General features: G+C 75.5%; 21 protein-coding genes. 18 read left to right on the top strand and 3 right to left on the bottom strand.

Annotated elements, in window-relative coordinates; translation table 11 throughout:
• Positions 1–19 precede the first annotated feature (19 nt).
• The 16 genes from BLW43_RS13690 (at position 20) to BLW43_RS13760 (ending at position 17,519) form a co-directional block, all read left to right on the top strand.
• Positions 20–943 (top strand): NAD(P)-dependent oxidoreductase, encoded by a 924-nt coding sequence (locus BLW43_RS13690; protein ID WP_093254279.1) that lies wholly within the window; start codon positions 20–22, stop codon positions 941–943.
• 42 nt (positions 944–985) lie between these two features.
• On the top strand, positions 986–2,026 hold the full coding sequence (locus BLW43_RS13695) for a Gfo/Idh/MocA family protein (protein ID WP_217632183.1): 1,041 nt from the start codon (positions 986–988) through the stop codon (positions 2,024–2,026).
• 43 nt (positions 2,027–2,069) lie between these two features.
• On the top strand, positions 2,070–2,645 hold the full coding sequence (locus BLW43_RS13700) for a D-sedoheptulose-7-phosphate isomerase (protein WP_093254281.1): 576 nt from the start codon (positions 2,070–2,072) through the stop codon (positions 2,643–2,645).
• On the top strand, positions 2,642–3,388 hold the full coding sequence (locus BLW43_RS13705) for a hypothetical protein (RefSeq protein ID WP_093254283.1): 747 nt from the start codon (positions 2,642–2,644) through the stop codon (positions 3,386–3,388). Before BLW43_RS13700 ends, BLW43_RS13705 begins: the two co-directional genes overlap by 4 nt.
• Positions 3,381–4,196: an inositol monophosphatase family protein gene (locus BLW43_RS13710; RefSeq protein WP_093254285.1), complete on the top strand. Its 816-nt coding sequence runs from the start codon at positions 3,381–3,383 to the stop codon at positions 4,194–4,196. The genes BLW43_RS13705 and BLW43_RS13710 overlap by 8 nt, the downstream gene beginning before the upstream one ends.
• Complete coding sequence (locus BLW43_RS13715; protein ID WP_093254287.1) at positions 4,193–4,864, top strand: acylneuraminate cytidylyltransferase family protein; 672 nt, start codon at positions 4,193–4,195, stop codon at positions 4,862–4,864. The genes BLW43_RS13710 and BLW43_RS13715 overlap by 4 nt, the downstream gene beginning before the upstream one ends.
• Positions 4,851–5,630, top strand: coding sequence for a hypothetical protein (locus BLW43_RS22955; RefSeq protein ID WP_139284066.1), 780 nt, complete (start codon positions 4,851–4,853; stop codon positions 5,628–5,630). The genes BLW43_RS13715 and BLW43_RS22955 overlap by 14 nt, the downstream gene beginning before the upstream one ends.
• 1 nt (position 5,631) lies before the next feature.
• A complete protein-coding gene (locus tag BLW43_RS13720; protein WP_139284067.1) occupies positions 5,632–6,783 on the top strand; it encodes a glycosyltransferase family 4 protein in 1,152 nt (383 codons plus the stop codon).
• Positions 6,780–8,453, top strand: coding sequence for a hypothetical protein (locus BLW43_RS13725; RefSeq protein ID WP_093254291.1), 1,674 nt, complete (start codon positions 6,780–6,782; stop codon positions 8,451–8,453). Before BLW43_RS13720 ends, BLW43_RS13725 begins: the two co-directional genes overlap by 4 nt.
• Positions 8,450–9,805, top strand: coding sequence for a glycosyltransferase (locus tag BLW43_RS13730; protein WP_093254293.1), 1,356 nt, complete (start codon positions 8,450–8,452; stop codon positions 9,803–9,805). The genes BLW43_RS13725 and BLW43_RS13730 overlap by 4 nt, the downstream gene beginning before the upstream one ends.
• Positions 9,793–10,530 carry a hypothetical protein gene (locus BLW43_RS13735; RefSeq protein WP_093254295.1) on the top strand — a complete coding sequence of 246 codons (738 nt, stop codon included), beginning with the start codon at positions 9,793–9,795 and terminating at the stop codon, positions 10,528–10,530. Before BLW43_RS13730 ends, BLW43_RS13735 begins: the two co-directional genes overlap by 13 nt.
• A 5-nt stretch (positions 10,531–10,535) precedes the next feature.
• Positions 10,536–11,717, top strand: a complete 1,182-nt coding sequence (locus tag BLW43_RS13740; RefSeq protein WP_093254297.1) for a glycosyltransferase — start codon at positions 10,536–10,538, stop codon at positions 11,715–11,717.
• Between the two features lie 9 nt (positions 11,718–11,726).
• Positions 11,727–13,274, top strand: a complete 1,548-nt coding sequence (locus tag BLW43_RS13745; RefSeq protein WP_093254299.1) for a capsular polysaccharide export protein, LipB/KpsS family — start codon at positions 11,727–11,729, stop codon at positions 13,272–13,274.
• A 134-nt stretch (positions 13,275–13,408) separates the two neighbouring features.
• On the top strand, positions 13,409–14,527 hold the full coding sequence (locus BLW43_RS13750; RefSeq protein WP_093254301.1) for a polysaccharide pyruvyl transferase family protein: 1,119 nt from the start codon (positions 13,409–13,411) through the stop codon (positions 14,525–14,527).
• Complete coding sequence (locus BLW43_RS23595; RefSeq protein ID WP_175478912.1) at positions 14,524–16,755, top strand: polysaccharide pyruvyl transferase family protein; 2,232 nt, start codon at positions 14,524–14,526, stop codon at positions 16,753–16,755. Before BLW43_RS13750 ends, BLW43_RS23595 begins: the two co-directional genes overlap by 4 nt.
• A complete protein-coding gene (locus tag BLW43_RS13760) occupies positions 16,752–17,519 on the top strand; it encodes an ATP-binding cassette domain-containing protein (RefSeq protein WP_093254302.1) in 768 nt (255 codons plus the stop codon). The genes BLW43_RS23595 and BLW43_RS13760 overlap by 4 nt, the downstream gene beginning before the upstream one ends.
• A gap of 54 nt (positions 17,520–17,573) precedes the next feature.
• Here BLW43_RS13760 and BLW43_RS13765 read toward each other — a convergent pair whose 3' ends face one another.
• Positions 17,574–18,683 (bottom strand): KpsE/RkpR family capsule polysaccharide export protein, encoded by a 1,110-nt coding sequence (locus BLW43_RS13765; protein ID WP_093254303.1) that lies wholly within the window; start codon positions 18,681–18,683, stop codon positions 17,574–17,576.
• Positions 18,684–18,700: 17 nt separating this feature from the next.
• Here BLW43_RS13765 and BLW43_RS13770 point away from each other — a divergent pair, with 17 nt between their 5' ends.
• Complete coding sequence (locus BLW43_RS13770) at positions 18,701–19,579, top strand: ABC transporter permease (RefSeq protein ID WP_093254304.1); 879 nt, start codon at positions 18,701–18,703, stop codon at positions 19,577–19,579.
• A gap of 100 nt (positions 19,580–19,679) precedes the next feature.
• Entirely contained in the window at positions 19,680–21,095 is a 1,416-nt protein-coding gene (locus BLW43_RS13775; protein WP_093254305.1) for a carboxypeptidase regulatory-like domain-containing protein, read from the top strand.
• Positions 21,096–21,107: 12 nt separating this feature from the next.
• Here the strand turns inward: BLW43_RS13775 and BLW43_RS13780 are convergent, their stop codons facing one another.
• Both BLW43_RS13780 and BLW43_RS13785 read right to left on the bottom strand, forming a co-directional pair.
• A complete protein-coding gene (locus BLW43_RS13780) occupies positions 21,108–22,316 on the bottom strand; it encodes a polysaccharide biosynthesis/export family protein (RefSeq protein ID WP_093254307.1) in 1,209 nt (402 codons plus the stop codon).
• A 102-nt stretch (positions 22,317–22,418) separates the two neighbouring features.
• On the bottom strand, positions 22,419–24,119 hold the full coding sequence (locus BLW43_RS13785; RefSeq protein WP_093254308.1) for a calcium-binding protein: 1,701 nt from the start codon (positions 24,117–24,119) through the stop codon (positions 22,419–22,421).
• Positions 24,120–24,213: the final 94 nt, after the last annotated feature.

Consider the following 24,213-nt stretch of genomic DNA (forward strand, 5'->3'; position numbering starts at 1 on the left):
CAATGTTGGGAGGTGGCGCATGACGCGGCGCGTTCTGGTCAGCAACATCATGATGCTCAATGAGCAGTCGCGGTTCGACGGCGAGCTGCGCGCGCTCGGCTTCGAGCCGTCTTTCGCCGAGGTCTCGCAATATCTCGACGAGGCCGCCTGCCTCGCGCTGGTCGGCGACTTCGACGGCTGGCTGGCCGGCGACGACCGGATCACCCGCGCGGTGCTGACGCGCGCGTTGCCGCGGCTGCGCGTCATCGCGAAATGGGGCACTGGCGTCGACAGCATCGACCTCGACGCCGCGCGCGAGCTGGGCGTGCCGGTGCTGAACGCGCCCGGCGCCTTCTCCGACGCCGTCGCCGAATGCGCCATCGGCATGACGCTGATGCTGACGCGCCATCTCGCCGCCATCGACCGGGCGGTTCGGGCCGGCGGCTGGCCGAAGCCCCGCGGGCGCGAGCTGCGCGGCGGCGCGCTGGGGCTGATCGGCCATGGCGCCATCGGCCGGCGCATCGGCGAGCTCGGCGCCGCCTTCGGCATGGCGGTGCGCTTCCACGACCCCGCCATCGAGGGCTCTGCGCCGCTGGAGGAGATCGCGGCGGGGTCGGACGTGGTGTGCGTCGCCTGCGCGCTGACCCCGCATACGCGCGGGCTGGTCGACGCGGCTTTCCTGGCGGCGATGCGGCCCGACGCCGTGCTGGTCAACGTCGCGCGCGGCCCGATCGTGGACGAGGCGGCGCTGCTGGCGGCGCTGCGGGCGGGGCGGATCGCCGGGGCGGCGCTGGACGTCTTCGAGACCGAGCCGCTGGGGCCGGATCATCCGCTGGCGGCGTTGGACACGGTCGTTCTCGGCAGCCATAACGCCAACAACGGCGTGCAGGCGGTCGAGGCGGTCCATGCGCGCACCCTGCGCAACCTCGTGGAGGGCATGGCCGCGCCGGTTGCGAAGGGCTAGGGAGAACCCGCCGCAGAACGCGACTGGGACGAGGGGCGTCAGGTGCTGACATACGGGATCATCGGCTACGGCAAGATGGGCCGCACGCGCCATGAGGCGATCCAGCGGACCGGCGCCGGCGCGGTGAAGGCGATCCACGGCTTCGAGCGCGATGCGGTGGAGCCCGCGCTGGCCGTGCGCGGCGTGCGCGACATCCTCGACGATCCCGCCATCGACGGCGTCTACGTCTGCTGCGTCAACGCGCTGAACAAGCCGATGACCATCGAGGCGCTGGAGGCGGGCAAGCACGTCTTCTGCGAGAAGCCCCCGGCCTTCAACGCGGCCGAGGTCGAGGAGATCCGGGCGGTCGAGGCGCGGTCGGGCCGGGCGCTGATGTACGGCTTCAACCACCGCCACCACGGCGCGGCGGTGAAGATGCGCAAGACCGTCGAGGGCGGGGACTTCGGCGCGGTGCTGTGGATGCGGGGGCGCTACGGCAAGTCGGTGGACGAGAACTATTTCGACAGCTGGCGGGCGGACCCGGCGCTGGCGGGCGGCGGCATCCTGATCGACCAGGGCATTCACATGGTCGACCTGTTCCTGACCCTCGGCGGGGACTTCGACGAGATCCAGGCGATGACCTCGAGCCTCTACTGGCGGCTGCCGGGGGTGGAGGACAACGTGTTCGCGATCATGCGCAACACGCGCAGCGGCTGCGTGGCGTCGCTGCACTCGACCATGACCCAGTGGCGGCACCTGTTCTCGCTGGAGGTGTTCATGGAGCGCGGCTACATGGTGCTGAACGGCCTCAAGACGTCCTCGGGCACCTATGGCGCGGAGCAGCTGGTCATCGCGCGCAACCGCTCCGTCGCGCCCGCCGCCACCTGGCGCGATGAGGAGGTCGAGACCTTCGAGGCCGACGAGAGCTGGGACCGCGAAGCGCGCATCTTCGCGGACTGGATCCGCACCGGCCGGCGCAGCGACCTTGGCGGCGATTCGTCGGACGCGCTGCGCGTGATGCGGATCATCGACGCGATCTACGCCCAGGAGCGCCACGAGGCCCCGAAGCTCTATTCCCGGCTGAATGCGGTCGAACAGGTCTGAGCGGGACCGCCCCCCGGAGGGCTCAGCGCCGAGGAGACGCCACATGACATCCAGCGCCTTTCTTGACGAGTACTTCGAGCAGTATCGCGCGCTGCTGTTCGACGACGCCGCGCGGCGGGGCGTCGAGGCCTTCGCCGCGCTGGCGCTGGCCGTGCGCGACCGCGGCGGCAAGATGATGTTCGCCGGCAACGGCGCCAGCGCGTCGACCGCCGAGCACGGCGCAGTGGACTTCACCAAGCAGGGCGGCGTGCGCGGCGTCACTTTCCATGACCCCAACCTGATGACCTGCTTCGCCAACGACTACGGCTACGACAACTGGGTGGCGCGCGCGCTCGACCACTACGCCGATCCTGGCGACGCCGTGGTGCTCCTCAGCGTCAGCGGCGCCTCGCCCTCGGTGGTGAATGCGGCGCGGCGGGCGCGGGAGAAGGCGCTGCCGGTGGTGGCCTTCACGGGCCGCGCCGCCGACAATCCGCTGCGCGGGCTGGCGGATGTGGATTTCTGGGCGCCGTCCCACGCCTACAATGTGGTGGAGAACCTGCACGCCATCTGGCTGACGGCGACGATCGACCTGATCGTGGGCCGCGCCGTCTACGAGACGCGGGCGACCGGGGCGTGAGCGGCGCGGTCCCCTATCACCGGCGCGAGCGCAGCCCGCTCCTCCCGGTCCTGCTCGACGCGCAGACCGCGCCCCGGTCGCTTGCGGAAGCCTATGCGGCGATGGCGGCCCAGGCGGCCGCGACGCCCGGGAGCTGGACCGCGTGGAAGCTGGGCGGCACCAACGCCGCCTCGCGCGCCGCCTTCGGCGTGGCGACGCCTTACTTCGGCGCGCTGCACCGCGACGAGGTGCTCGACCGGCCCGCCGCCGCGCCTGGCTTCGCGCTTTTCGAACTGCGTGGCGAGGTCGAGCCGGCGGTGCGGATCGCACCATCCGGCGAGGGCTTCGACGCCTGCTGCGTCGCGCTGGAGATGCCGTCCTCGCCGGTCGCCGACCTGCCGTCGGTCGGCGTGGCGGCGCTGGTCGCCGATCGCTGCGCCGCCGGGGCGCTGCTGCTGGGGCCGGCGTCGCCGCCTGCGGCCATGGCGGCGCTGGAGGCCGGGCGGCTGACGCTGGAGATCGACGGCGCCGCGGCGGGCGAGGGCGGCCTCGATGCGCTGGTTGCGAGCCCCGCCGCGTGTCTGGCGGATTTCCTCGCGCTGGCGCGCGGCCTCGGCTTCGCGCCCCGGCCCGGCGACTGGGTGGCGCTCGGCGGCGTGACGCCCTGCCTCGACCTGCCGGAGGGCGCCCGCGTGCGCGTGCTGCTCGACGACGCGGCGCAGCTGGATTTCACCGTCAGCGCGGGGCCGCGCGCCGATGGATGACGCCGCGATCCTGCCGGGGCTGGCGGCCGCGCTGCGCGAGGCGGCCGCGATGGCGCGCGCCGCCGCGCCGCGCCGCGCCGCCGCCAAGGCCCCGCAGGACTACGTCACCGAGGTCGACCTCGCCGTTGACGCGCTCCTCGCCGAGCGGCTCGCCGCGCTGACGCCCGGCGTCGCGGTGCTGAGCGAGGAGCGCGCGGTCGAGACGACCGGGCGGCTGGCGCGCTACTGGATCGTCGACCCGATCGACGGGACGCTGAACCTGATGGCGGGCCTGCCCTTCGTCGGCGTCTCCGCGGCGCTGGTGGATGCGGGCGGGCCGCGCGTCGCGGGCGTGGTCCGGGTGTCCGACGGGCTGATCTGCGCGGCCGTGCGCGACGGCGGCGCCACCTGCGGCGGCGCGCCGCTCAGGACGCCGCCGGCGCCGGCCGAGCTCGTGGCGCTCTCGACCGGCCTGCTCGACGCGCTGATCGCCGAGCACGCCGGCGCCTATGCGGCGGCGCGCCGGGTTGGGAAGCTGCGCAACCTGGGAGCGCAGGCCCTGCACCTGTGCGCCGTGGCGACGGGCGGGCTGGCGGCGGCGGCCTCGCTGGAGGCGCGGGTGTGGGACGAGGCGGCCGGCGGGCTGATCGCGCGCGAGGCGGGCTGCCTGTGGCGCGCGCGCTCGGACGAGCTGGACTGGGGCGATCCGGCGGGCGTGATGACCGCTGGGCCGCAGCGCAGCCTTGCCGCCCATCCCGCCGTCGCCGCCGCGCTCTCGGCGGCGCTGGCGCCGGCGCTTGAACACGGTCCTGAACGGAGGCGACCATGACAACCGGTCCGCTCATCGCGATGATCCCGGCGCGGCTGGGCTCCCAGCGCCTCGTCCGCAAGAACCTCGCGCCCTACAAGGGCGCCCCCCTGATCGCTCATGCGATCCGCAAGTGTTTCGCCGCCGGATGCTTCGACGCGGTCTGGGTCAACTCCGAGAGCGCGGAGATCGGCGCCGTGGCGCAGGCGGAGGGTGCGCAGTTCCACCGTCGGCCGCCGGCGCTGGCCGACAGCGTGGCGACCTCCGAGCAGTTCGTGGCCGAGTTCCTCGAGGCGCATCCCTGCGAGGCGGTGGCCCAGGTGCATTCGATCGCCCCGCTGCTGACGGCGCAGGAGGTCGCGGCCTGCGTCGCGGCCTGGCGCGCGGGCGGCCAAGACGTGATGCTCTCCTGCATCGAGGACCAGATCGAGGTCGCGTTCCGCGGCAGGCCGGTCAACTTCACCTTCGCCGAGAAGACCAACAGTCAGGATCTGACGCCGGTCCAGCGCATCACCTGGGCGATCACGATCTGGCGGCGCGAGCCGTATCTGGCCGCCCTGCGCAGGGGCGAAACCGCCACCTATGGCGGCGACGTCGGCTTCTTCCCGGTCAGCGCCGCCTCGGGGCACGTCATCAAGACCCAGGCCGATCTCGACATCGCCGAGGCGCTGAGCCGTGTCCGGGGATGACCGGGCGACGCGCAGCGCCTCGGGCGAGCCGGAGCGGCCGTTCGTGACCGCGCTGGACGAGGCGCTGTCGCTGGCGCTTGGCGCCCGGGTCGGCGACGGGATCGACGCGCGCGACGTCGCTGAGGCCGCGTCGCTGTTCCGCGCCATGCTCGCCGACCGGTTCGAGACGCTGATCCGCGTCGGCGCCGTCGACGCCGACACCTTGGCGCGCCGGGTGGCGGAGCTTCAGGCCGACGTGCTGATGCTCAAGGCGGCGGTCGAGCGCCGCGAGGACGCGCCGGCGGCCCTGCGCCCTGCCTACGCCGATCCGCTGGCGCTTGCGCGCGCGCTCGCCTCTGGCCCCGCCTCCAGCCCCGACGCCCCCCCGCCCGGCGGCGGCTCGGCGACGACGCCCTTCGATGAGCGCGTCCTGTGCGCAGGCTGGTCCGCCCCGGCGGCGGACGCAGACGGCGTGCGCCGCCGGCGGATCGCGCCCGGTCCGAAGGCTTCGGTGGTGCTTCCCGCCTTCGGGCCGGGCGCGCACCGCGTCGAGGCCGCCTGCGGCCCGCTCGACGCGGCGCAGGCGCGCGGCCTGCGCGTCGCCTGCCTCGGCGGCGCCGTCTCGAACCTCGCCGTCGGCGGCGGCGCCGTCCGTTTCACGGCGGAGATGCCGCCGCATCATCGCGGCGGGTTCCTGTTCATCGAGTTCGAGCAGGCGCAGGAGGGCGACGGGGACGGGGTGGCGGTGGCGTCCTTCGCCGTCCGCCACGTCCCGGCCGTCCGCTGACATGTCGCAGGACCGGCGGCCCAGAGTCGTCGCGCTCACCGATGTGCCCTTCTGGAAAAGCGCCTTCGGCAGCCATGCGCGTCTCGCCGCGCTGTTTGGCGCGCTGACTGCCGAGCTCGATCTGTCGGTGCTGAGCTTCGCGCCGTCCGCCGTCGGCGCCGGGAGCGACCGGGTCCGCGTGGTTCCGCACGGCTCCGTCGCGCCGCTCGCCGCGCCGTCGGGGCGGCATTCGCGGCGCCCGTTCCTGCGCGACCGCGTCCGCCCCGACTGGCTGGCGGCCGCGCGCGGCCTGCTCGACGCCGAGCGGCCCGACGCGGTGATCGTGGCGTATCTCGACCGGTCCTGGCTGCTCGACGCGGTCCCGCCAGAGACCGTGACGCTGCTCGACAGCCACGACGTGATGTCCCAGCGCTCGCTGAGCTTCGCCCGCTTCGGCGCCGCCCCCTCGATCGCGCCCACCGCGATGGAGGAGCGCGAGATCATGGCCGCCTACGACGCGGTGATCGCGATCTCGGACGCCGACGCCGACGACATCCGCGGCCGGCTCGGCGTGCCCGGCGTGATCGTGGCGCCGCACGCGCCGCCCCTGCCGCCGCCCCTGCCGCCGTCGCCGCCGGCTCCCGGCCCGATGCGGCTGCTGTTCGTCGGCTCCTACGCCGAGGCCAACATCGCCGGGCTGCGCTGGCTGCTCGATCAGGTCTGGCCCGCTCTGGGCGGGCGGTTCCGCCTCGCCGTCGCCGGCGGCGTCTGCGGCGCGATCCCGGCGCCGCCGCCGGGGGTGACGCTGCTCGGCCGGGTCGACGACCTCGGCGCGGCGATGGCGGCGGCGGACGTGCTGGTGAACCCGGTGTTCATGGGCGGCGGGCTGAAGATCAAGACGCTCGACGCGATGGCCGCCGGCCTGCCCTCGGTCAACAGCCGCGAGGCGGTGCGCGGGCTGGAGGCGGCGGTGGGCGGCGCCCTGCTGGTCGCCGACGGGCGGCTGGAGTTCATCGCGCATCTGCTGCGGCTGGAGCGCGACCCCGGCCTGCGCGCCGACCTCGGGGCCGCGGCGCGCGCCTTCGTGGAGCGCGAGCTGTCGCCGGCGCGCGCGTTCGGCGAGCTGATCGCCTTCCTGCATCGCGCCCGGCGGCGGGTGGAGGCGGCGCCGTGACCGCGCCCGCCATCCGGCGCATCGTGTTCACCGGAGACTTCCTGCGCCCGTCGCCCTACCGCTGGCGGCCGACGCAGCACTACAACATCCGCTGGCTGCGGCAGCTGCTCGGCGCGCCGCTGGGTCTCGCGACCCGGCTGCCGATCGAGACGGTGGTCTGGGGCCGGGGCTCGGTGGCGAGCGAAGGCGTGGACGGCGCGGCGGCGGCGCTGATCTACGACGCCTTCGGCCTGCCGCGCTCCAGCGACGGCTGGGCGCGGCTCTCCACCGCCGCCGCGGTTCCCGATCTGGTGGAGACCTTCATCCACGGCCTGTTCCGCGACGCGCTGGTGATCGGCTTCGAGACGCCGCCGATGCTGGAGGGCTGCCTGCGCCGGGCCGGTGTTCCCCATATCGACGTCATCAACCACCCGGTGCGCTTTCTCGACGACATCTTCCTCGGCTTCCGCAGCGACCTCGCGCCCGTCCGCGCGGCGCTGGCGCGCCATGCGGTGCGGGAGGACCGGCTGCGCCTGATGGCGGGCGTGCAGGCGGCCGCGGCGCAGCGGCTGTTCGAGAAGGCGCTCGAGCCCCGCAGCCTGCTGTTCCTGATGCAGGTCGCCGACGACCGCAGCCAGATCCGCGACGGCGCCTTCGTCGGCGCGACGGACTATCTCGAGGAGATCGCGGCGCTCGCGCGGGGCTTCTCGCGCGTCTACGTCAAGGAGCATCCGCTGCAGCCGCGCTCGCCGCATTCCCGCGCGATCCTGGCGCGCTGCCCCAACGCCGAGACGGCCGTGGAGAACTTCTACAGCCTTGTCGCGACCGACCAGATCGCCGCCGTCGCCTCGCTGAGCTCCAGCGCGACGCTGGAGGCGGGCTATTTCGGCAAGGCGGCGCACTATCTGCTCGGCGCGCCCTATGCGCTGGCGCCGGACGGCCGCGCGCCGGCCCCGCACGAGCATGTCGGCGTGTTCGACGCGTTCCTGACGCCCGATTTCTGGCGCGAGGCGCTCGATGGAACCGTGCCGGTCACGGCGACCGACGGGCTGCGCCCGCCGTTCAAGCCCAACCGCCTGCGCGCCTCGCTGCGCAGCTTCTGGGGCTTCAACCAGATCGACACCGACGCCGCCGTCGCCCTGCCGCTGCGCGACGCGCTGTCGCCGCTGGAGGCGCGGCTGGCGGCGTTGGAGAGTGCGGGCGGGCCGGGCTCGGCGGGGGCTGGCGCGCCCCGGCTGCCCCGCGACCTGCGCCCCGACCTGCGCCTGCGGCCGCGCGCGGCGCTGGACTGGGACGGCGGGGTGGAGATCGAACCGGGCGAGGAGGGCCACGCGGTCTTCGGCCCCTATCTCGCCCTGCCGCCGGGGCGCTACCGCCTGCGCCTCGCCGTCGCCGCGCCGCCGCGCCCGCGGCGGCTGCTGTCGCGCCGGCGTGCGGGCGAGGCCGCGCGCTTCGAGGTCGCGCTCGGGGCCGCTGCGGTGGTCTGGGCGGCGGCGCTGTCGGAGCTGCCGGCGCCGTCGCGGCGCGCAGGGGGCGAGCGGCGCGTGACGGTCGCGTTCGAGGCGTCCGGGGCGCCGGGAGCCGCCCCGTTCGAGTTCCGCGTCTGGGCGGCGGCGGACGCCGCGCTGACCATCCGCACCCTGCGGCTCGAGGCTGTGGACGGGCTTGCGGGCGCGGGCGGCGCCGGATGATCCACCTCCACACCCCGGCGCCGCCGGCGAGGACCGGCACCGCCGCCTATGCGGGGCGGCTGCTGCGCGAGCTGCGCCGGCTGGGCGCCCCCCCCGAGGCGCTGCGCGTGGTGACGGAGGCGCCCGGCGGCCCCTGCGAGGGTTTCGCGCGCATCGAGGGCGCCGCCTGGCCCCGCGTCGCGGCGCCGGGGGAGATCCATGTGTTCTTCCTCGCCAACAACGCCGCCCACATCCCCGTCCACGCCGCCCTGCGGGAGCTGCGCCGCATCCCGCCCCCGAATGGCGGCGCGCCCGCCCGCGCGATCGCCGTGATCCACGAGCCCTGCTGCTGGATGGCGCTCAACCTCGCCGCCGGGCGCGGGCTGGGCGGCTTCTCGACCGCGGCGCTGACGGCGGGGCTGGAGGACCAGTACGGCCCCGCCGGCGGGCGGATGCTGGAGGATTTCCGCGCCGGCCGCGCCGCGCCCGCCTTCGAGTACGTCACCCACATGCTCGGCCACGCCCTGCGCGGGGCCGACGAGATCTGGACCCACAGCCGCTTCGCCGCACTGAAGCTGATCCTGGAGAGCCGCATCCCCGCCGCCGCGCTGCCGCGCTTCCGGGTGTTCGACCATCCGCCGCCCGAGCATCTTCGGGCCGAGCATCTTCGGGCCGAGCATCTCCGGGCCGAGTGTTTCGGGGCCGAGTGTTTCGGGGCCGGCGCGGCGCCGCGCCGCGCGGTCTTCACCGTCGGCCTCTTCGGCCATGTCACCCGGCCCAAGCGCGTGCGCGAGGCGGTGCGCGCCTTCTACCGGGCGAGCTGCCGCGTCGAGCCCGACGAGCTGCCGCTGCTGCGGATGCTGGTCGCGGGCGAGATCCCCGACCCCGGCCGCTACGACCCGCGCGCCGACGCCGCCGAGCTTGGCGTGGCCGACCGCGTCGACTTCGTCGGCCGGCTGGACGATGACGGCTTCGTGGCGGGGATGGCCGCCTGCGGCCTGATCCTCAACCTGCGCCACCCCTCCAACGGCGAGACCAGCGGCACGCTGATCGAGGCGCGCGCGCTGGGCGTGGCGACCGTGACCTCGGACTGCCAGGCGATGCGCGAGGGCGGCGCGACGGCGCGCGTCCCCACGCCGCCGGGCGACGAGGTGGAGGCCTGCGCGCGGGCCATCGGGGCGGCCTTCGCGGCCTGGCGCGGGCGGCGGAAGACGGGCGCCGCGCCGCCGCCGGGAAAGGACGCGGCGCAGGACGGGGCGGAGGATGGGGCGCAGGACGGGGCGCCGCCGCCGGCCCCGCTGGCGGCGATGATCGCCGCGATGGCGCGGCGCGGGTGGCGGAACGGGAGCCGGGGAGCGCCATGGGTGGACTGAAATGGTTCGGCGCCGCGGCGGCGCGGCGCGCCGAGACGCTCGCCGCGCGGGTCGAGGCGCTGGAGGACGCCCTGCGCGAGGAGCGCGGCCGGCGCGAGCATCTGGAGGCGCGGCTGGAGGCGCTGGCGGCGCTCTACGAGCGGCGGGTGGACCTGATCTATGCGCGGCTGCTGGAGGTTCTGCCCGAACTGGCGGCGGCGGGCCGGCTGGGCTTTCTGGAGCCGCCCGGCCGGGAGAGTTCGGACGGGCGCGCGCCGCTGGCGCCGGGCGCGATGACGGCGCCGCTGACGATGCACGGCTTCCGCCTGACGCTCGGGGGCGCCGTCGAGCGCGAGGACGCGGTCGAGATCCTCGGCGCGCGCCGCGGCATCGCGCTGTTCGGCCCCTATCGCCGCCTGCCGGCGGGGCGCTGGCGCGTCACCTGGCGCTTCCGCGCGCCGGAAGCGGGCGCGGAGGCGGGAGGAGCGGAGGCGCCCGCCGTCGGGCTGGAGGCGGTGGACGCCGCGACGGGCGCGACGCTGGCCTCCGGGCGGCTCGGCCCCCTCGGCGCGGGCGCGTGGGGCGCGGCGCTGGTGGTGGACGCGGGCGACGCCCTCTCCAACCCGCTGGAGCTGCGCGCGCGCCAGCTGGGCGAGGCGCCGGCCTTCCTGACCGCCGTCGAGCTGGAGCCGCTCGGCGCCGCCGCTTCTGCGGCCGCCGCCCCGCCCGCAGACCGGGAGGGCTGAGCGCCGTGGCCGGCCGCCTGACCGCGCCGCCCCTGCCGGTCGAGACGCCGCGCGCGCTGTTCGACGTCTCGCGCCTGCTGCGCCAGCGCGCCCGCGCCTTCGGCACGGGGGTCGACCGCATCGACCTCGCCATCGGCCTCGACCTCGCGGCGCGCTTCGGGCCGGACTGCCTGTTCGTGCATGCGGCCCCGGCGGGGCCGGCGCTGCTGCCGCACGCCGTCGGGGCGGCGGCGCTGCGGGCGCTGGCGCGGCGCTGGGGCGCGCTCCCGGCGGCCGGGGACGCGAAGGAACCCGACGCCGACCCGTCGGCGCCGCGGGGGCTCGCGCGCGCGCTGCTGGCCGGCGCCGTCCGGGGCGCGGCGGGCGGCTTCCGCGCCCTCGCCGGGCCCGACGTCACCTATGTCGTCGCCTCCCATTCCGGGCTGCCGGCGGAGCGGGGCGGGATCGACCGGGTGGACCCCGGCCGGCGGATGCGCCGGCTCGCCTACATCCACGACGTGATCCCGCTCGAATATCCCGAGTACCAGACGCCGCGCAGCGCGCGCCGCTTCGAGCGGTTCCTCGCCGCGCTCGGCGCCGCGCCGACGCGCTATGTCGCGAACTCCGCCGACACCGCGCGCCGCCTGGGCGCCTGCGCCGCGGCGCGGGGCTGGGCCGTGGAGGGGATCGACGCGCTGCCGCCGCGGCTGGAGCCGGGGCCGCCGCCCCGCGACGACCCGGCCCCGCGCCCGGCCGTGCGCGCCATCCTGGACGGCGCCGCGCCGTGGTTCATCGCCATCGGCACCATCGAGCCGCGCAAGAACCACCTGCTGCTGCTGCAGCTGTGGCGGGCGCTGGCGGAGGCGGGGACGCCACCGCGTCTGGCGGTCGTGGGCCGGCGCGGCTGGGAGAACGAGATGGTCGTGGACATGCTCGACCGCTGCGCCGCCATCGCGCCCCATGTCAGCGAGTTCGGCGACCTCTCCGACGCCGAGACGCTGGCGCTGCTGAAAGGCGCGCGGGCGCTGCTGTTTCCGTCCTTCGCCGAGGGGCTGGGCCTGCCGCTGATGGAGGCCGCCGCAGTGGGGACGCCGGCCATCGTCTCCGACCTGCCGGTGTTCCGCGAGATCGCGCCGCCGGGAACCGTGTTCCTCGACCCGCTCGACGGGCCGGGCTGGGCCCGGGCGATCCGCGCGCGGCTGGGCTGAGGGCGGCCCGTGGGACGAGGCGCCCCGCCGCTGCTGCCGCCGGCCGCGCCGGGCTGGCCGTCGCCGCTGCCGGCGGGAGAGCCTTCGCCGCCGCCGGCGGGGGAGGCGGGCCGCCTCGACGGCCCGTCCATGGCCGAGGCCGCCGCCGCGCTGGCGCGCATCCGCGTGGAGGCGCTGTGGTGGCCGGCGCCGCGGGCGGGCGCGCCGCGGCCGCGGGCGCTCGCCTTCGGCGCGGCCGGGCTGGCGGCGGCGCGGGCGCGCTTCGCTGACGCCGACATCCTGCGCGCCGACGCCGCCGCGGCGACGGACCCCGAGCGGCTGGAGGCGGCGTTCGGCCCGCCCGCCGACGTCGCCCTCTGGGCCCGTATCGGCGGCGCGGCGGTCCTTGGCGCGGCGGGGGAGGCCTTGGGAGAGGCGCCGCCGCCGGACCCGCTCGCCCTGCTCGCGGTCGCGCGCCCGCGCTGCCCGTGGTCGGGCCGCGAGGTCGCGCTCGGCGCGGCGCTCGACGCGCAGGCGCTGCTGCGCGCCGCGGCGCTGCGCGCGCGCGGGCCGGTCGCGCTGGTGGGCATGAGCCGCTGGAAGCGCCGCTGCCTCGCGCCGTTCCTGACCGGGCCGGACGGGCCGCCGCGCGCCGCGCGCAGCCTCGCGGAGGCCGGCGACGGCCCCCGCGCGCTGTGGGGCGACGCCGGCGAGGGCGATCCGGCCGCGGCGGGCGCGCTGCGGGTGGAGGACGGCTTCCTGCGCTCGGTGGGGCTCGGCCTGCGGCACACCGCGCCGGTGTCGCTGGCCATCCGCCCCGGCCCGCCGCATTTCGACGCCACCCGCCGCAACGCCTTCGAGCAGACCGTCGCCGCCGCCGACTTCACCCCCGCCCTGAAGGCGCGCGCGGCGGCGCTGCGGGCGCAGGTGCTGGCGGCGGGGCTCACCAAGTACAACCTCGAAGGCGCCGCCGCCCTGCCCGACGCCGGCGGCCGGCTGCGCGTGCTGGCGCCCGGCCAGGTGGAGGACGACGCCTCCATCCGCCTCGGCGCCCGCGCCGTGCGCACCAACCTCGCCCTGCTGGAGGCCGCGCGCGCGCGGTTTCCGGACGCCTTCCTGCTGTTCAAGCCCCATCCGGACGTCGAGACCGGCCTGCGGCCGGGCGCCGTCCCCCGCGCCGAGGCGCTGCGCTTCGCGGACGCCGTCGCCGACCGGGCCCCGGCGGCGGCCTGCCTGGACTGGGCCGACCGGGTGGCGACCATCACCTCGCTGATGGGTTTCGAGGCGCTGCTGCGGCGCAAGGCCGTCACCTGCTTCGGGCGCCCGTTCCACGCCGGCTGGGGGCTGACCGACGACGTCGACCCGCCGCCGCGCGACCGCGCGCTCGACCTCGACGAACTGACCGCGGCGGCGCTGATCCTGCATCCCGACTACATCGACCCGGCCTCCGGCCTGCCGGCGCCGCCGGAGATCGCCGTGGCGGCGCTGCTGCGCGCGCGGGCCGCGGCGAGGCGGCCGCTCGGGCGGCTGGACCGGGCCTGGCGCGATGCGCTGTCCTGGACGCTCAACCGCTTCTGAACGCCGCGCCGCCATGGTCGCGGGATGGTCGGCGGGCGGGCGGGGTTGCCCTTCCCGGCCCGGGGCGCCATCGCTCTGACGAAAGCGCGCGACCGCTGCGGCGGCGCGCGCGCGCTCTGGAGGGACGAAGCTCGATGCCGGACATGTTCGCCGAGTGCGCGGCGGCGCCGCTGGCCTGGGTGCGCGCCCAGCCCGGGCCGCCGCCCTATGTGAATGTCGGCGACGCGCTGAGCCCCTTCCTGCTGACCATGGTCTCCGGCCGGCCGGCGGCGGCGGCCGACTTCGTCTCGGACGCGCCGCGCATCGCCGCGATCGGCACGATCGCGCAGAACTTCGCCGGCGGGCGGGTGGAGGTCTGGGGGGCGGGCTGCTCGCCGTGGTCGGACCCGCTGTCGCCTCGCCGGCGCCCCTTCGTCCCGCCGGCGGGCACGGAATTCCGGCTGCATGCGACGCGCGGCCCGCTCTCGGCGCGGCTGCTGTCGGGGGGCGGGGCGCCCGACGTCCCCTTCGGCGACCCCGCCGCGCTGCTGCCGCGCTTTTACGCCGCGCCCGTGGAGAAGCGCTGGGAGCTGGGCGTCGTGCTGCACCTCTCCGAACTCGCCGACCGCGGCTTCGAGGCCGTCGCCAAGCCGGCGATCGCCCGCTACGCCGCGCCGGCGGACGGCTCGGTGCGGCTGATCACCATGGTCGCGCCGCCGACGGTGGCCGCGACCCGCGACAAGATCGACGAGATCCGCGCCTGCCGCCGGATCGTCTCGACGTCGCTGCACGGGCTGGCGATCGCCGCCGCCTACGGCGTGCCCTGCCTCTATCTCGGCGCCGACCGCGGCGCCGAGGGGGTGGCCGCCGCCGACCTGACCGCGCCGGACGCCATCGGCCGCGTCAACGCCCGCTTCGTCGACCTCCTGCTCGGCTGCGGCCAGAGCGAGATCGTCTACTGGCGCCAGCGCAAGGGCCGACCGACCGACTGGGACGCGCTGATGCGCGCCGTCGACGCCGAGGCGCGGCCGCTCGGCGTGGACGGGGACGCGCTGATCGACGCCTGCCCCGCCGGCGCCGCGCCGCTGGCGGCGCCGGCGGGCGGGACCATCTGGGACCATCCGCTGATCGCCGCGGCGCCCTTCGACGCCGCCGCCGCGCCGGCCGAGGACGCCGAGGGCGCCGCCGCGCCACGCGCGGGCCAGGGCGCCGGCCAGGGCGCGGTCCAGGGCGCGGGGCGTCGGCTGGTGCGGTGGTTCGGGGGGCGGGCGTGAGCGGCGAGCTCGCGCGGATCGTCCGCGGAGAGGGCGTCGCGCCGCTGGCCTGGGCCGGCGGCACCACGGCGCAGGACTACCTCAACCTCGGCGACGCGCTCAGCGCGGTGATGACGGCGCTCCTGTCGGGCAGGCCGGTGCGGCGCGTGCCGTTCCGCTCCGGGAACCCGCGGCTGGTGGCCGTCGGCACCGTGGGGCAGAACATCGCCGGCGGCGAGGCGTGGTTCTGGGGCACGGGCTGCTCGCCGCGGTCGGGGCTGGCGGACAAGGCGGCGCGGCAGTCGCCCGACCCCGGCCTGCGCGCGCATGTCTGCGCCACGCGCGGGCCGCTCTCGGGCGCGCTGATCGCGGGCGGGCGCGTCGCCGCGCCGGTCTTCGGCGACCCGGTCTGGCTGCTGCCGCGCTTCTACCGGCCCGAGGTCGAGAAGCGGTGGGAGCTGGGGGTGATCCTGCACCTCTCCGAACTCGCCGACCGGGCGACGGAGTGCCATCCGCGCGCCGGGCTGCGGCGGGCGGAGATCCCGGCCGAATTCGCGGGCTCGGTGCGGCTGATCAACACCGTCACCGACATCTCGACCGGGGCGATGCGGGCGCGGCTCGACGAGATCCTGTCATGCCGCCGCATCCTCTCGACCTCGCTGCACGGGCTGGTCTGGGCGGAGAGCTACGGCATCCCCTGCCTGCCGTTTCCGGCGCGCGGGCCGGCGGGGCCGGCGGAGACGGCGCTGACGGAGGATTGCGGGCTCGATCCGCGCGCCGTCGACCTCTACATGGGCGCCGGGCGCGACCGCCTGCCCTACTACGCCCAGCCCCATGGCGAGCCGACCGACTGGGCGGCGGCGATCGACGCGGTGGACCGGCGCTGGACCCAGGCCGCGATCGACGAGGACGCGCTGTTCGAGAGCTTCCCGATCGACCTGAACCCGATCGTCCCCGAGCCCGGCGCGACGATCTGGGAGCACCCGACGCTGAACGCGTTCCCCTACAGCCACGACGTCGCCGCGCTCAGGGCGTCGGACGTCGCGGCGGGGCGCGCGGCGGCGGCGGCGGAGACCGCCCGCGTCGCGGCGCTGGAGAAGCGGCTGGCGGGCTGGCGGCTGCCGGCGGTGGCCCGGCCGCCGGCGCCGCCGCCGCCGCTGACGCTGGCGCGCGGCGAGGACGGCGGCGCGGCGATCGCGCTGAGCTGGGCGCGCACCGAGGCGGATGCGGGCTACGTCAACCTCGGCGACGCGCTGAGCCCGGTGATGGTCGCGGCGATGACCGGCCTGCCGGTGCGCCACGCCGCCTTCGACAGCGCGGCTGAGCGGCTGGTCGCGGTGGGCACCATCGCCCACGGCCAGCAGGGCGGCGTCGCGCATCTCTGGGGGCCGGGGCTGGACGCCGGCGTGAACCCCGCCGACCGCGGCAAACCCTGGCGCCTGCCGCCCGACACGGCGCTCCACGTCCACGCCACGCGCGGGCCGATGACCGCCGCAGCCCTGCGCCGCGAGGGCGTGCCGGCGCCGGAGATCTTCGGCGACCCGGTCTATCTGCTCGACCGGGTGTTCCCGCTGGGCGAGGTGGAGAAGCGCTGGGACCTCGGCGTGATCGTGCATCTCAGCGAGCTGGACCCGTGGGGCGCGCCCGAAGCGGGCCGGGCTGAAGACGCGCCGTCGGCCCCGGTGCGCGCCGCGCTGGCGCGCTACCACGTGCCGAAGGCGTTCCGCGACCGGGTGCGGATCATCGACACCCGCGTGGCCCCGACGGTCGCGGCTTTCGAGGCGCGGCTGCGCGAGATCGCCTCTTGCCGGGCGATCCTCTCCACCTCGCTGCACGGGCTGGTGATCGCCGACGTCTACGGCGCGCCGAACGCCTGGTTCGGTTTCCGCGAGGGAGGGCTGCGCGCGGTGGAGCCGATGAACCCGCGCGATCCGCTCGACCACAGGGTGCGCGACCTCTACGCCGGGCAGGGGCTGGGGCGCGTGCAGGTGATGCTGACCAGGCGCGAGGCCGCCTCGGACTGGGACCGGCTGATCGGGCTGACGGGCGAGATCGCGCCGCGGCGGCCGGATGCGCGGGCCCTGTTCGACGCCTTCCCCGCCTCGCGGGCGGCGCGCTGGGAGGACGCGGCCTGGCCGCTCCCCGAAGGCCTCGTGCCGGGGCTCGCCGGCGCCCTCGGCCCCGTCGCCGCCCCCGCGGCGTCGGCGGACGCCGCCGCTCCCGCCGACGCCGGGCGGCCCCGGCGGTGACGGCGGCCGGAACCGAGCCGGGCGCGGCCCCCGGCGCGGCGGAGGAGCCGCAGGACGGGCGGCGGGATGGGCGAGAGGACATGCCGCAGGAGGGGCGGGCGGTCGTGCTGGCGCTGGAGGGCGTGGTGAAGCGCGCGGGCCGCCGCACCGTGCTGTCGGGCGTCGACGCGCGCTTCGCGACGGGCGAGCTGACGGCGATCCGCGGCAAGCGCGGCTCCGGCAAGTCCTCGCTCGCGCGGCTGCTCGCGGGCGTGAGCTTCGCCGACGCCGGCCGCATCCGGCGGGCCGGGCTGGCGGCGCCGATCGTCGGTTCGGGGGCGGGCTTTCTCGGCGGCGCGCCGGCGCTGCGCGGGCTGGAGCTGCGCGCAGCCGCCTACGGCCTCGAACTCGCCGGCTACACCGCGGCGACGGCCGGGTTCCTAGAGGACGCCGAGGCGCTGTCGCGCGACTTCGGCCGCATCGTCGGGCGCGACCGGACGGCGCTGCTCTACGCCTCCGCCTATCTGGTTCCGGCGCCGGTCTACGTCGTCGACGGCGCGCCGCTTCCCGCCGACGCGGCGCTGCGCAAGGCGCTGCGGCCGCTGCTGCAGGCGGCGCGCGGCCGGGCGGCGGTGATCTGGATCGCCGACGAGAAGGCGTCGGTCTCAGCCTATCGGCCGGAGCGGGCGCTGCGGCTGGAGAACGGCGTCCTGCGCGACGACCCCGAGGCGCTCGCCGAGAGCGCCGCCGCGCGGAAGGACGAGGCCGCCCCCGCCCCCGCCTGACCCCCCCCGCCTGACCCCCCCGCCTGACCCCGGCCGGGGAGGGGCGCCGGCGGCCTACTGCGTCGCGAGGCTCGCCAGCAGGATGCGCAGGATCAGCCATGCCGCGAAGGCGGCGCCGAACGCCTTCAGGGTTTCGAGCATCCGGCGCGGCTCCGTCGCGATGTCGGCCGCGCGGGGCGGCACGAAGACCACCAGCTCGGCCTGGCCGAGGGTGGCGGCGGCCTCCGCCTCCTGCTTCAGGCCCAGCGTGGTCACGAAGGTGTCGCGGGCGATCTCGTAGGCGCTGCGCAGTTCCTCGAAGCTAGTGAGCTGCTCGGGCAGGGCGCCGCCGCCCTCCTCGCCGGCGCGCTGCGCCAGCTCATTGCGCAGCTGCGCCTCCAGCGAGGCGATCTCGCCCTCGATCACGGGGATGCGGGGCGAGTTGCGCGCGCGCTCGCGCAGGGCGCGCAGCGTCACGGTGCGCTCGGCGATCTGGCCCGAGAGCGAGGCGATGATGGTGGAGCCGATGCTCACCTCCTCGTCGGGGGAGATGATGCGGTTGGCCCGCCGGAACGTCTCGATCGCGGCGCGGGCGTCGTCGAGCTCGCGCTCGGCGCGGCGATACTCCCGCTCGACATAGTCGAGCATCTCGGTGCGCGCCTGCTCCGACAGGCTGTCGACGATCCGCCTCAGCTCCGTCACCAGCGCCGCGCCGACAGCCTGCGCGTCCTCCGGGTGGAACAGCGAGACGCTGACGGTGGTGATGCCCGTGACGGCGTCGAAGCGCGGCGAGACCGCGGCGCGCCAGTAGCCCAGCAGATCCTCCAGCGGCGCCTCGGGGTCGTAGCCGCGCACCCGGTCGCCGCCGTCGCGGGCCAGAATCGCGCGAATCGGCACATGCGCCTCGATGTCGACCAGCGCCTGGGCGCTGGCGAGATAGTCCTCCAGGATGAAGCTGTCGCCGGCGAAGATCAGCCCGCCGCCGCCGCCCAGCATCCCGCCGCCGCCGCCGCCGGGCATCATCGCCCCGCCGCGCACGGAATAGCGCACCTCCGTGACGTAGCGGTCGGCGGCGACCGTGTAGTAGTAGATCCCCGCGAACAGCGTGGGCGCGATCACGAGCGCGAAAAAGCCGATCGCGGCGCCGAGATAGGATCGCGGGCGGATGGACGCGGCGACGGGCATGGGAGTTCCTGGCGAGAATGACGGCGAATGATAGCGGCCCCGCGCCGCCGCCCCAAGGGGCGCCGATGCGGGGCGGGCGGAGCGTCTCGCCGCCGCAGGCCCTCCCGGCGGGCGACGCGGCGTGGACGCCGCGGCTGCGCGACCGGCTGAACCTCGTCTGGACCCTGCTGTGGCGCAGCTTCCTGCCGCGCAACCGCCGCGAGAGCTTCCAGCTCGTCTGGGTGTTCGCCGAGCCCGTGGGCCAGCTCGCCGTGATGATCCTGCTGTTCTCGCTGATCGGCCGGACGGCGGGCTACGGCGACAGCTTCGCGCTGTTCCTGCTCACCGGCATCGCCATGCTGACGCTGTTCACCCGCGGCGCCGGGCTCGTCTCCTCGGCGATCACCGGGCTTGGCGGCACCACCCGGCTCGCCGGCGTGGGCATGTTCCACGAGGCGATCGCCAAGGCTCTGTTCGAGACTCTGATCACCGCGGTCATCCTCGCCGCGCTGGCCTACGCCATCGGCGCGTTCGAGGGGCGGGACACCTGGCCCCACCACTTCGAGCATGTGGCGGCGGCGCTCTTCTGGGGCGGGCTGCTCGGCTTCGGCTTCGGCCTGCTGCGCGGCTACGCGGTGCAGGAGATGCCGCTGCTCGAACGGATCTACGTGATCCTGTCGCGGGTGCTGATCTTCGTCTCGGGCGTGTTCTTCGTGCCGAGCTTCATGCCCGACCCGTATCGCAGCTGGCTCGCGTGGAACCCGGTGGTGCATGTGGTGGAGCTGCTGCGGCTCGGCGTCTACGATCAGTATCCCACCCTCGTCTACGACGCCGACTACCTGCGCGGCTTCGCGCTGGGCTCCACCGCGCTAGGCATGGCGGCGCTCTGGCGCCGGCGGGCCCTGTTCATGGGCTGAGCCGTCGCCCGCGGCGGCTTTGACCTCGCCTTAACACGATCCGCCCACCTTCCGCCGCGGGGCGCGGGGTGTACGCGCCTCGTGTGAGGTGGGGTGCGGCATGCGTGAGGCGACGGCTGAGGAGCAGCTTCTCCTGGAGCTGATCAACCGCACGCGGTCCGACCCCGCCGCGGAGGCGCAGCGCCTGGCGCAGATCGCGCAGGAGGATCTGTGGGTCGCCGCCGCGGTCGCCTTCTTCGGCGTCGACCTCGACGTGTTCGCAGCGGCGATGGCCGATCGGCCCGCGGCGCCGCCCCTGGCCTGGAGCGGGGCGCTCGCCGACTCCGCGACGACGCACTCGCTCGGCATGATCGAGTTCGGCATGCAGTCGCATCTCCTGCCGGGCGAGCCGGGCCTGGCGGAGCGCATCGCCGCGGCCGGCTACACCGGCTATCGGCGGCTGGCGGAGAACGTCTTCGCCTGGGGTCGCGACGCGGCGCACAGCCACGCCGCCTTCGTCATCGACTGGGGTTACGGGCCTGACGGGATGCAGTCGCCCGCCGGGCACCGCGACGTCATCCTCAACCCCGCCTACGCCGAGATCGGCGTGGCCATGGTCGATGTCGGCGCGATCACGCCGGTCGGCCCCGTCTCGGTGACGCAGCATTTCGGAACGCGCTTCGGCGCCGATGCGGCCGTGACCGGCGTGGCCCTGATCGACGCCGACGGCGACGGCTTCTACGACCCCGGCGAGGGCGTCGGCGGCGCGACGGTGCGCGCCGAGGGCGCCGGCGGCGTGTTCGAGACCGTGACCGGCGCCGCGGGCGGCTACACCCTGCCGCTGGCGCCCGGCGCATGGACCGTGAGCCTGTCCGCCGCGGGTTTTGCGGCGCCGGCGGCGCAGAGCCTGACGATCGACGCCGCCAACCTGAAGCTCGACTTCTTCGGCGCCGTGGCCGATCTCGCCGACCAGGCGGAGGCGAATTTCCGCGCGGTTGGCGAGGTCATCAAGTCCGGCCAGGGCGCCGACGTCATCGCGGCCGGCGAGGCGGACGACCTGGTGCTTTCGGGCGACGGCGACGACACGATCTCAGGCGGCGCCGGGAACGACACGATCAAGCCCGGCCGCGGGAACGACGTGATGGACGGCGGCGCCGGCGACGACATCCTCGTGGGCTTCCGCGGCGACGAGGTTCTGGTCGGCGGGGCCGGGAACGACACCCTGCTCGGCAACCTCGACGACGACACCCTCACCGGCGGCGCCGGCGACGACCGGATGCAGGGCGGGCCGGGCTTCGACGTCTTCGTGTTCGACACGGCGGAATGGGGCGACGACCGCATCGTGCTCGACTTCCTGCCCCAGTCCGACACGCTGGACTTCCGCGGCTCGGGGCTGGCGCTGGCCGACCTGAGCATCACCCAGGCCGGCGACAACGTGCTGATCGAGGCCGGCGACAGCTCGATCCTCGTCAACTCCCAGCGCTTCGGGGCGCTCGACGTCGCCGACTTCGCCGGCGACGTGCTGCTGTTCGGGTGAGGGCGTCCGCGGTCAGAGCCCCGTGGCGTTGACGGTGTTGACCGGCGTGATCACCGAATTGAACAGCTGCAGGAACTTGCGCAGCTCGGTCAGCGGCGCGTTGGTGACGAACAGCGCGTCGCCGTCGCGCATCCCGAAGCTGCGCGCGACGAAGAAGCCCTGCGGCGCCGACAGGTCGAGCCGGTAGACGATCGGGCGGCCCGGCCCGGCGGGGGCGCCCGGCGGCGGCGGCCCGGTCAGCAGCGCGTCGGCCACCGCCGGCGTCTCCCAGCGGAACACGAACACGCCCGTGGGGTCGGCGTCGAAATCGTTCAGGCCGCGCGCCGCGGCGATCGCCGACAGCAGGTCGAGCGGCCGCGTGGGAAACACGATCTCGGCCTGCCCGCCGGTCGCGCCCATGGCGATGAACCGCTCGCGGATCGGCGACAGCACGACGAGGTCGCCGGGCCTGAGCGCGACGTTGAGCGCCGGCTCGTCGAACACGTCGGCGAGTATCTGCCGGCCGATCACGCCGTCGCGCGCGATGGCGACTTCGACGGCCTCGGGCGGGACGGGCACGCCGCCGGCGGCGGCCAGCATCGCCGAGAGCCGCGTGGTCGCGCGCTCGATGGGATAGACGCCGGGGCTCGCCACCGCGCCCTGCATCGCCACGAGCCGGCTGAGCGGCTCGTTGAGCCGCACGTCAACCTGCGGGGATAGAGACAGCGGCTGCAGCGCGGCGCGGATGCGATCGCGCAGTTCGGTCAGCGTCGCGCCCGCGGCGCGCTGCGGGCCGATGAACGGGATGTAGAGCCGCCCGGACGGCTCGACGGCCGCGCCCTCGATCACCGTGGCGCCGCCCCGGTCGGAGAAGATCCCGCCGCCCTCGGTCTCCCACACCGTGACGTCGAGCAGGTCGCCGACGCCGATGCGGGTCGGGTCCAGCGCCGCCGCGTCGCGGAACGCCGGCGGGAAGCCGGCGGGCGGCGCCGCAGCGGTCAGCGCCACGGCGTCGGCGTCGAGGGCGGCGACGAGGCCCTCGAGCGGCTCGGTCTCGCCGATGATGTCGGCGGTGCGGGGGCCGCTGCGCGGCAGCGCGGCGCAGCCGGTCAGGGCGATCGGCGCGCCCGCCGCGCCCGCCGCGCCCGCGCCCCCGATCCGGCGAAGGAACTCGCGCCGATGCATGCTCCAGCCCCGCTCGATCGTCTTGTTGGAGCGCCCGCGCCGAGGCGGACCGCCCATCTCGCCCCCGCGGCCGCCCGCGGGGATTCGCCGTCCGTCTTAAGGCAAGGCGCGGGCGGGCAAAAGCGGCGGCGGGCCCGACGCGCCCGCCGCCGCCCGGCCTCAGCCGAACAGCAGCACGTCTCCGGTGAAGTCGGCGACGTCGAGCGGGCCGAAACGGGCGGAGTTGATCAGGATCGAGCTGTCGCCGGCCGCTATCAGCACGTTGCCGCCGGCGGAGGCGCTGATGGTCAGGTCGACGAAGGTCAGCCCCGAGCCGCGGAAGTCCAGCGTGTCGGACTGGGGCAGGAAGTCGAGCACGATGCGGTCATGGCCCCATTCGGCCGTGTCGAACACGAAGACGTCGCGCCCCGGGCCGCCCTGGAGGCGGTCGTCGCCGGCGCCGCCGGTGATGGTGTCGTCGTCGAGGTTGCCGAGCAGGGTGTCGTTCCCGGCCCCGCCAATCAGCACCTCGTCGCCGCGGAAGCCCACCAGGATGTCGTCGCCGGCGCCGCCGTCCATCACGTCGTTCCCGCGGCCGGGCTTGATGGTGTCGTTCCCGTCGCCGCCGAAGATCGTGTCGTCGCCGTCGCCGGACAGGATGATGTCGGCATACTGGCGACCGTTGATGACATCGTCGAAACTGCCGCCCTTGATCGTGTCGCCCATATTGGCGCTGACGGCTCCAACCGCCGGCGCCGCCAGCCTGATCGCCGTGGCGTCGCCCTCGATCGCGGCGCTCACCGAATGGGACCAGTAGTCTCCCTTGAGGCCGATCGTCAGGTCGCCGGATCCGTCGCCGTCGAGATCGATCAGGATGTCCGTGTCCCCCGATCGCAGGATGAGGGACACGCGGGAGGCGTCGAACGACGCGCCCGCGACCTCGATCACGTCATCCTCGTCGAAATCCATGATCAGGTCGCCGTCGAGCTCGGATGCGGCGCCGCGGAACACGTCCGCGCCGCCGCCGCCGGTCAGGATGTCGGCGCCCGCGCCGCCGCGGATGCGGTTGTAGCCATCATCGCCGATCAGCACGTCGGCGAAGCCGCTGCCTACGACGTCTTCGATGTCGATGAGCGTGTCCCGGTCGCCGAAGCCGTCTATGGCGAAGCCTGCCGCGAGATTGACCGTGACGCCGCTGGCGCCGCCGCGCGACGCGTCGCGATCGTAGCGCGCCTCGTCCCGTCCGCCGCGCCCGTCGATGGTGTCGGCGCCGGCGAGGCCGCGGAAGTTGTTGAAGACGTCATTGCCCCGCATGACGTCGGCGAACTCGGTGCCGCGCACATGCTCGACGCCGGTGACGGTGTCGGTGTCTCCGAACTGATCGATCACCGCCCCGGCCTCGAGGTCGGCGATGATGCCGCGGAAACCGCCGTCGTGCATGATCTGGTCGTAGTCGCCCTCGCCGCCATCAATGAGGTCGGCGCCCGCGCCGCCGCGCAGGGCGTCGTCGCCGCCGCCGCCGCTCAGGGTGTCCGCGCCGTCATGGCCGCTGAAGTCGTTCTCCCGGTCGTCGCCCAGCATGAGGTCGCCGCTGGCGGTTCCATCGAAGTTGGTGATGTCGATCACGGTGTCGGTGTCGCCGAAGCCGTCGGTCACGACGCCGGCCGGGAGGTTCACGAAGATCGCGCCGCCGCCGCCCGCCTCGGCGTCGCGCCGGTAGTCGGCGATGTGGTCGATCACGCGGGAGCCGACCAGCGTGTCGTCGCCGGCGAGGCCCCTGAGGTCCCGCCACGAACTGACGTCGTTGCTGTCGCCGCCGCTGTCGCTGCCAATCAGGATGTCGTCCCCGGCGCTGCCGACCACGTCGACGATGCCGGTCACCCAACTTCGACAGCAAAACGCGTAAGCGATTGATATTGTTATGGCCGGATGGGCCAAAATGTAACTACACGGGCTTGTCAGGCTGGTTTTGGCA

The organism is Rubrimonas cliftonensis, from assembly GCF_900107585.1.
Taxonomy (GTDB): domain Bacteria; phylum Pseudomonadota; class Alphaproteobacteria; order Rhodobacterales; family Rhodobacteraceae; genus Rubrimonas; species Rubrimonas cliftonensis.

What these genes read in the sequence shown, in the direction of transcription:
- BLW43_RS13690 (WP_093254279.1), top strand. Translation starts at nt 20, where the DNA reads ATGACGCGGCGCGTTCTGGTCAGCAACATCATGATGCTCAATGAGCAG.
- BLW43_RS13700 (WP_093254281.1), top strand. Translation starts at nt 2,070, where the DNA reads ATGACATCCAGCGCCTTTCTTGACGAGTACTTCGAGCAGTATCGCGCG.
- BLW43_RS13710 (WP_093254285.1), top strand. Translation starts at nt 3,381, where the DNA reads ATGGATGACGCCGCGATCCTGCCGGGGCTGGCGGCCGCGCTGCGCGAG.
- BLW43_RS13715 (WP_093254287.1), top strand. Translation starts at nt 4,193, where the DNA reads ATGACAACCGGTCCGCTCATCGCGATGATCCCGGCGCGGCTGGGCTCC.
- BLW43_RS13720 (WP_139284067.1), top strand. Translation starts at nt 5,632, where the DNA reads ATGTCGCAGGACCGGCGGCCCAGAGTCGTCGCGCTCACCGATGTGCCC.
- BLW43_RS13730 (WP_093254293.1), top strand. Translation starts at nt 8,450, where the DNA reads ATGATCCACCTCCACACCCCGGCGCCGCCGGCGAGGACCGGCACCGCC.
- BLW43_RS13735 (WP_093254295.1), top strand. Translation starts at nt 9,793, where the DNA reads ATGGGTGGACTGAAATGGTTCGGCGCCGCGGCGGCGCGGCGCGCCGAG.
- BLW43_RS13750 (WP_093254301.1), top strand. Translation starts at nt 13,409, where the DNA reads ATGCCGGACATGTTCGCCGAGTGCGCGGCGGCGCCGCTGGCCTGGGTG.
- BLW43_RS13765 (WP_093254303.1), bottom strand. Translation starts at nt 18,683, where the DNA reads ATGCCCGTCGCCGCGTCCATCCGCCCGCGATCCTATCTCGGCGCCGCG.
- BLW43_RS13770 (WP_093254304.1), top strand. Translation starts at nt 18,701, where the DNA reads ATGACGGCGAATGATAGCGGCCCCGCGCCGCCGCCCCAAGGGGCGCCG.
- BLW43_RS13775 (WP_093254305.1), top strand. Translation starts at nt 19,680, where the DNA reads ATGCGTGAGGCGACGGCTGAGGAGCAGCTTCTCCTGGAGCTGATCAAC.
- BLW43_RS13780 (WP_093254307.1), bottom strand. Translation starts at nt 22,316, where the DNA reads ATGGGCGGTCCGCCTCGGCGCGGGCGCTCCAACAAGACGATCGAGCGG.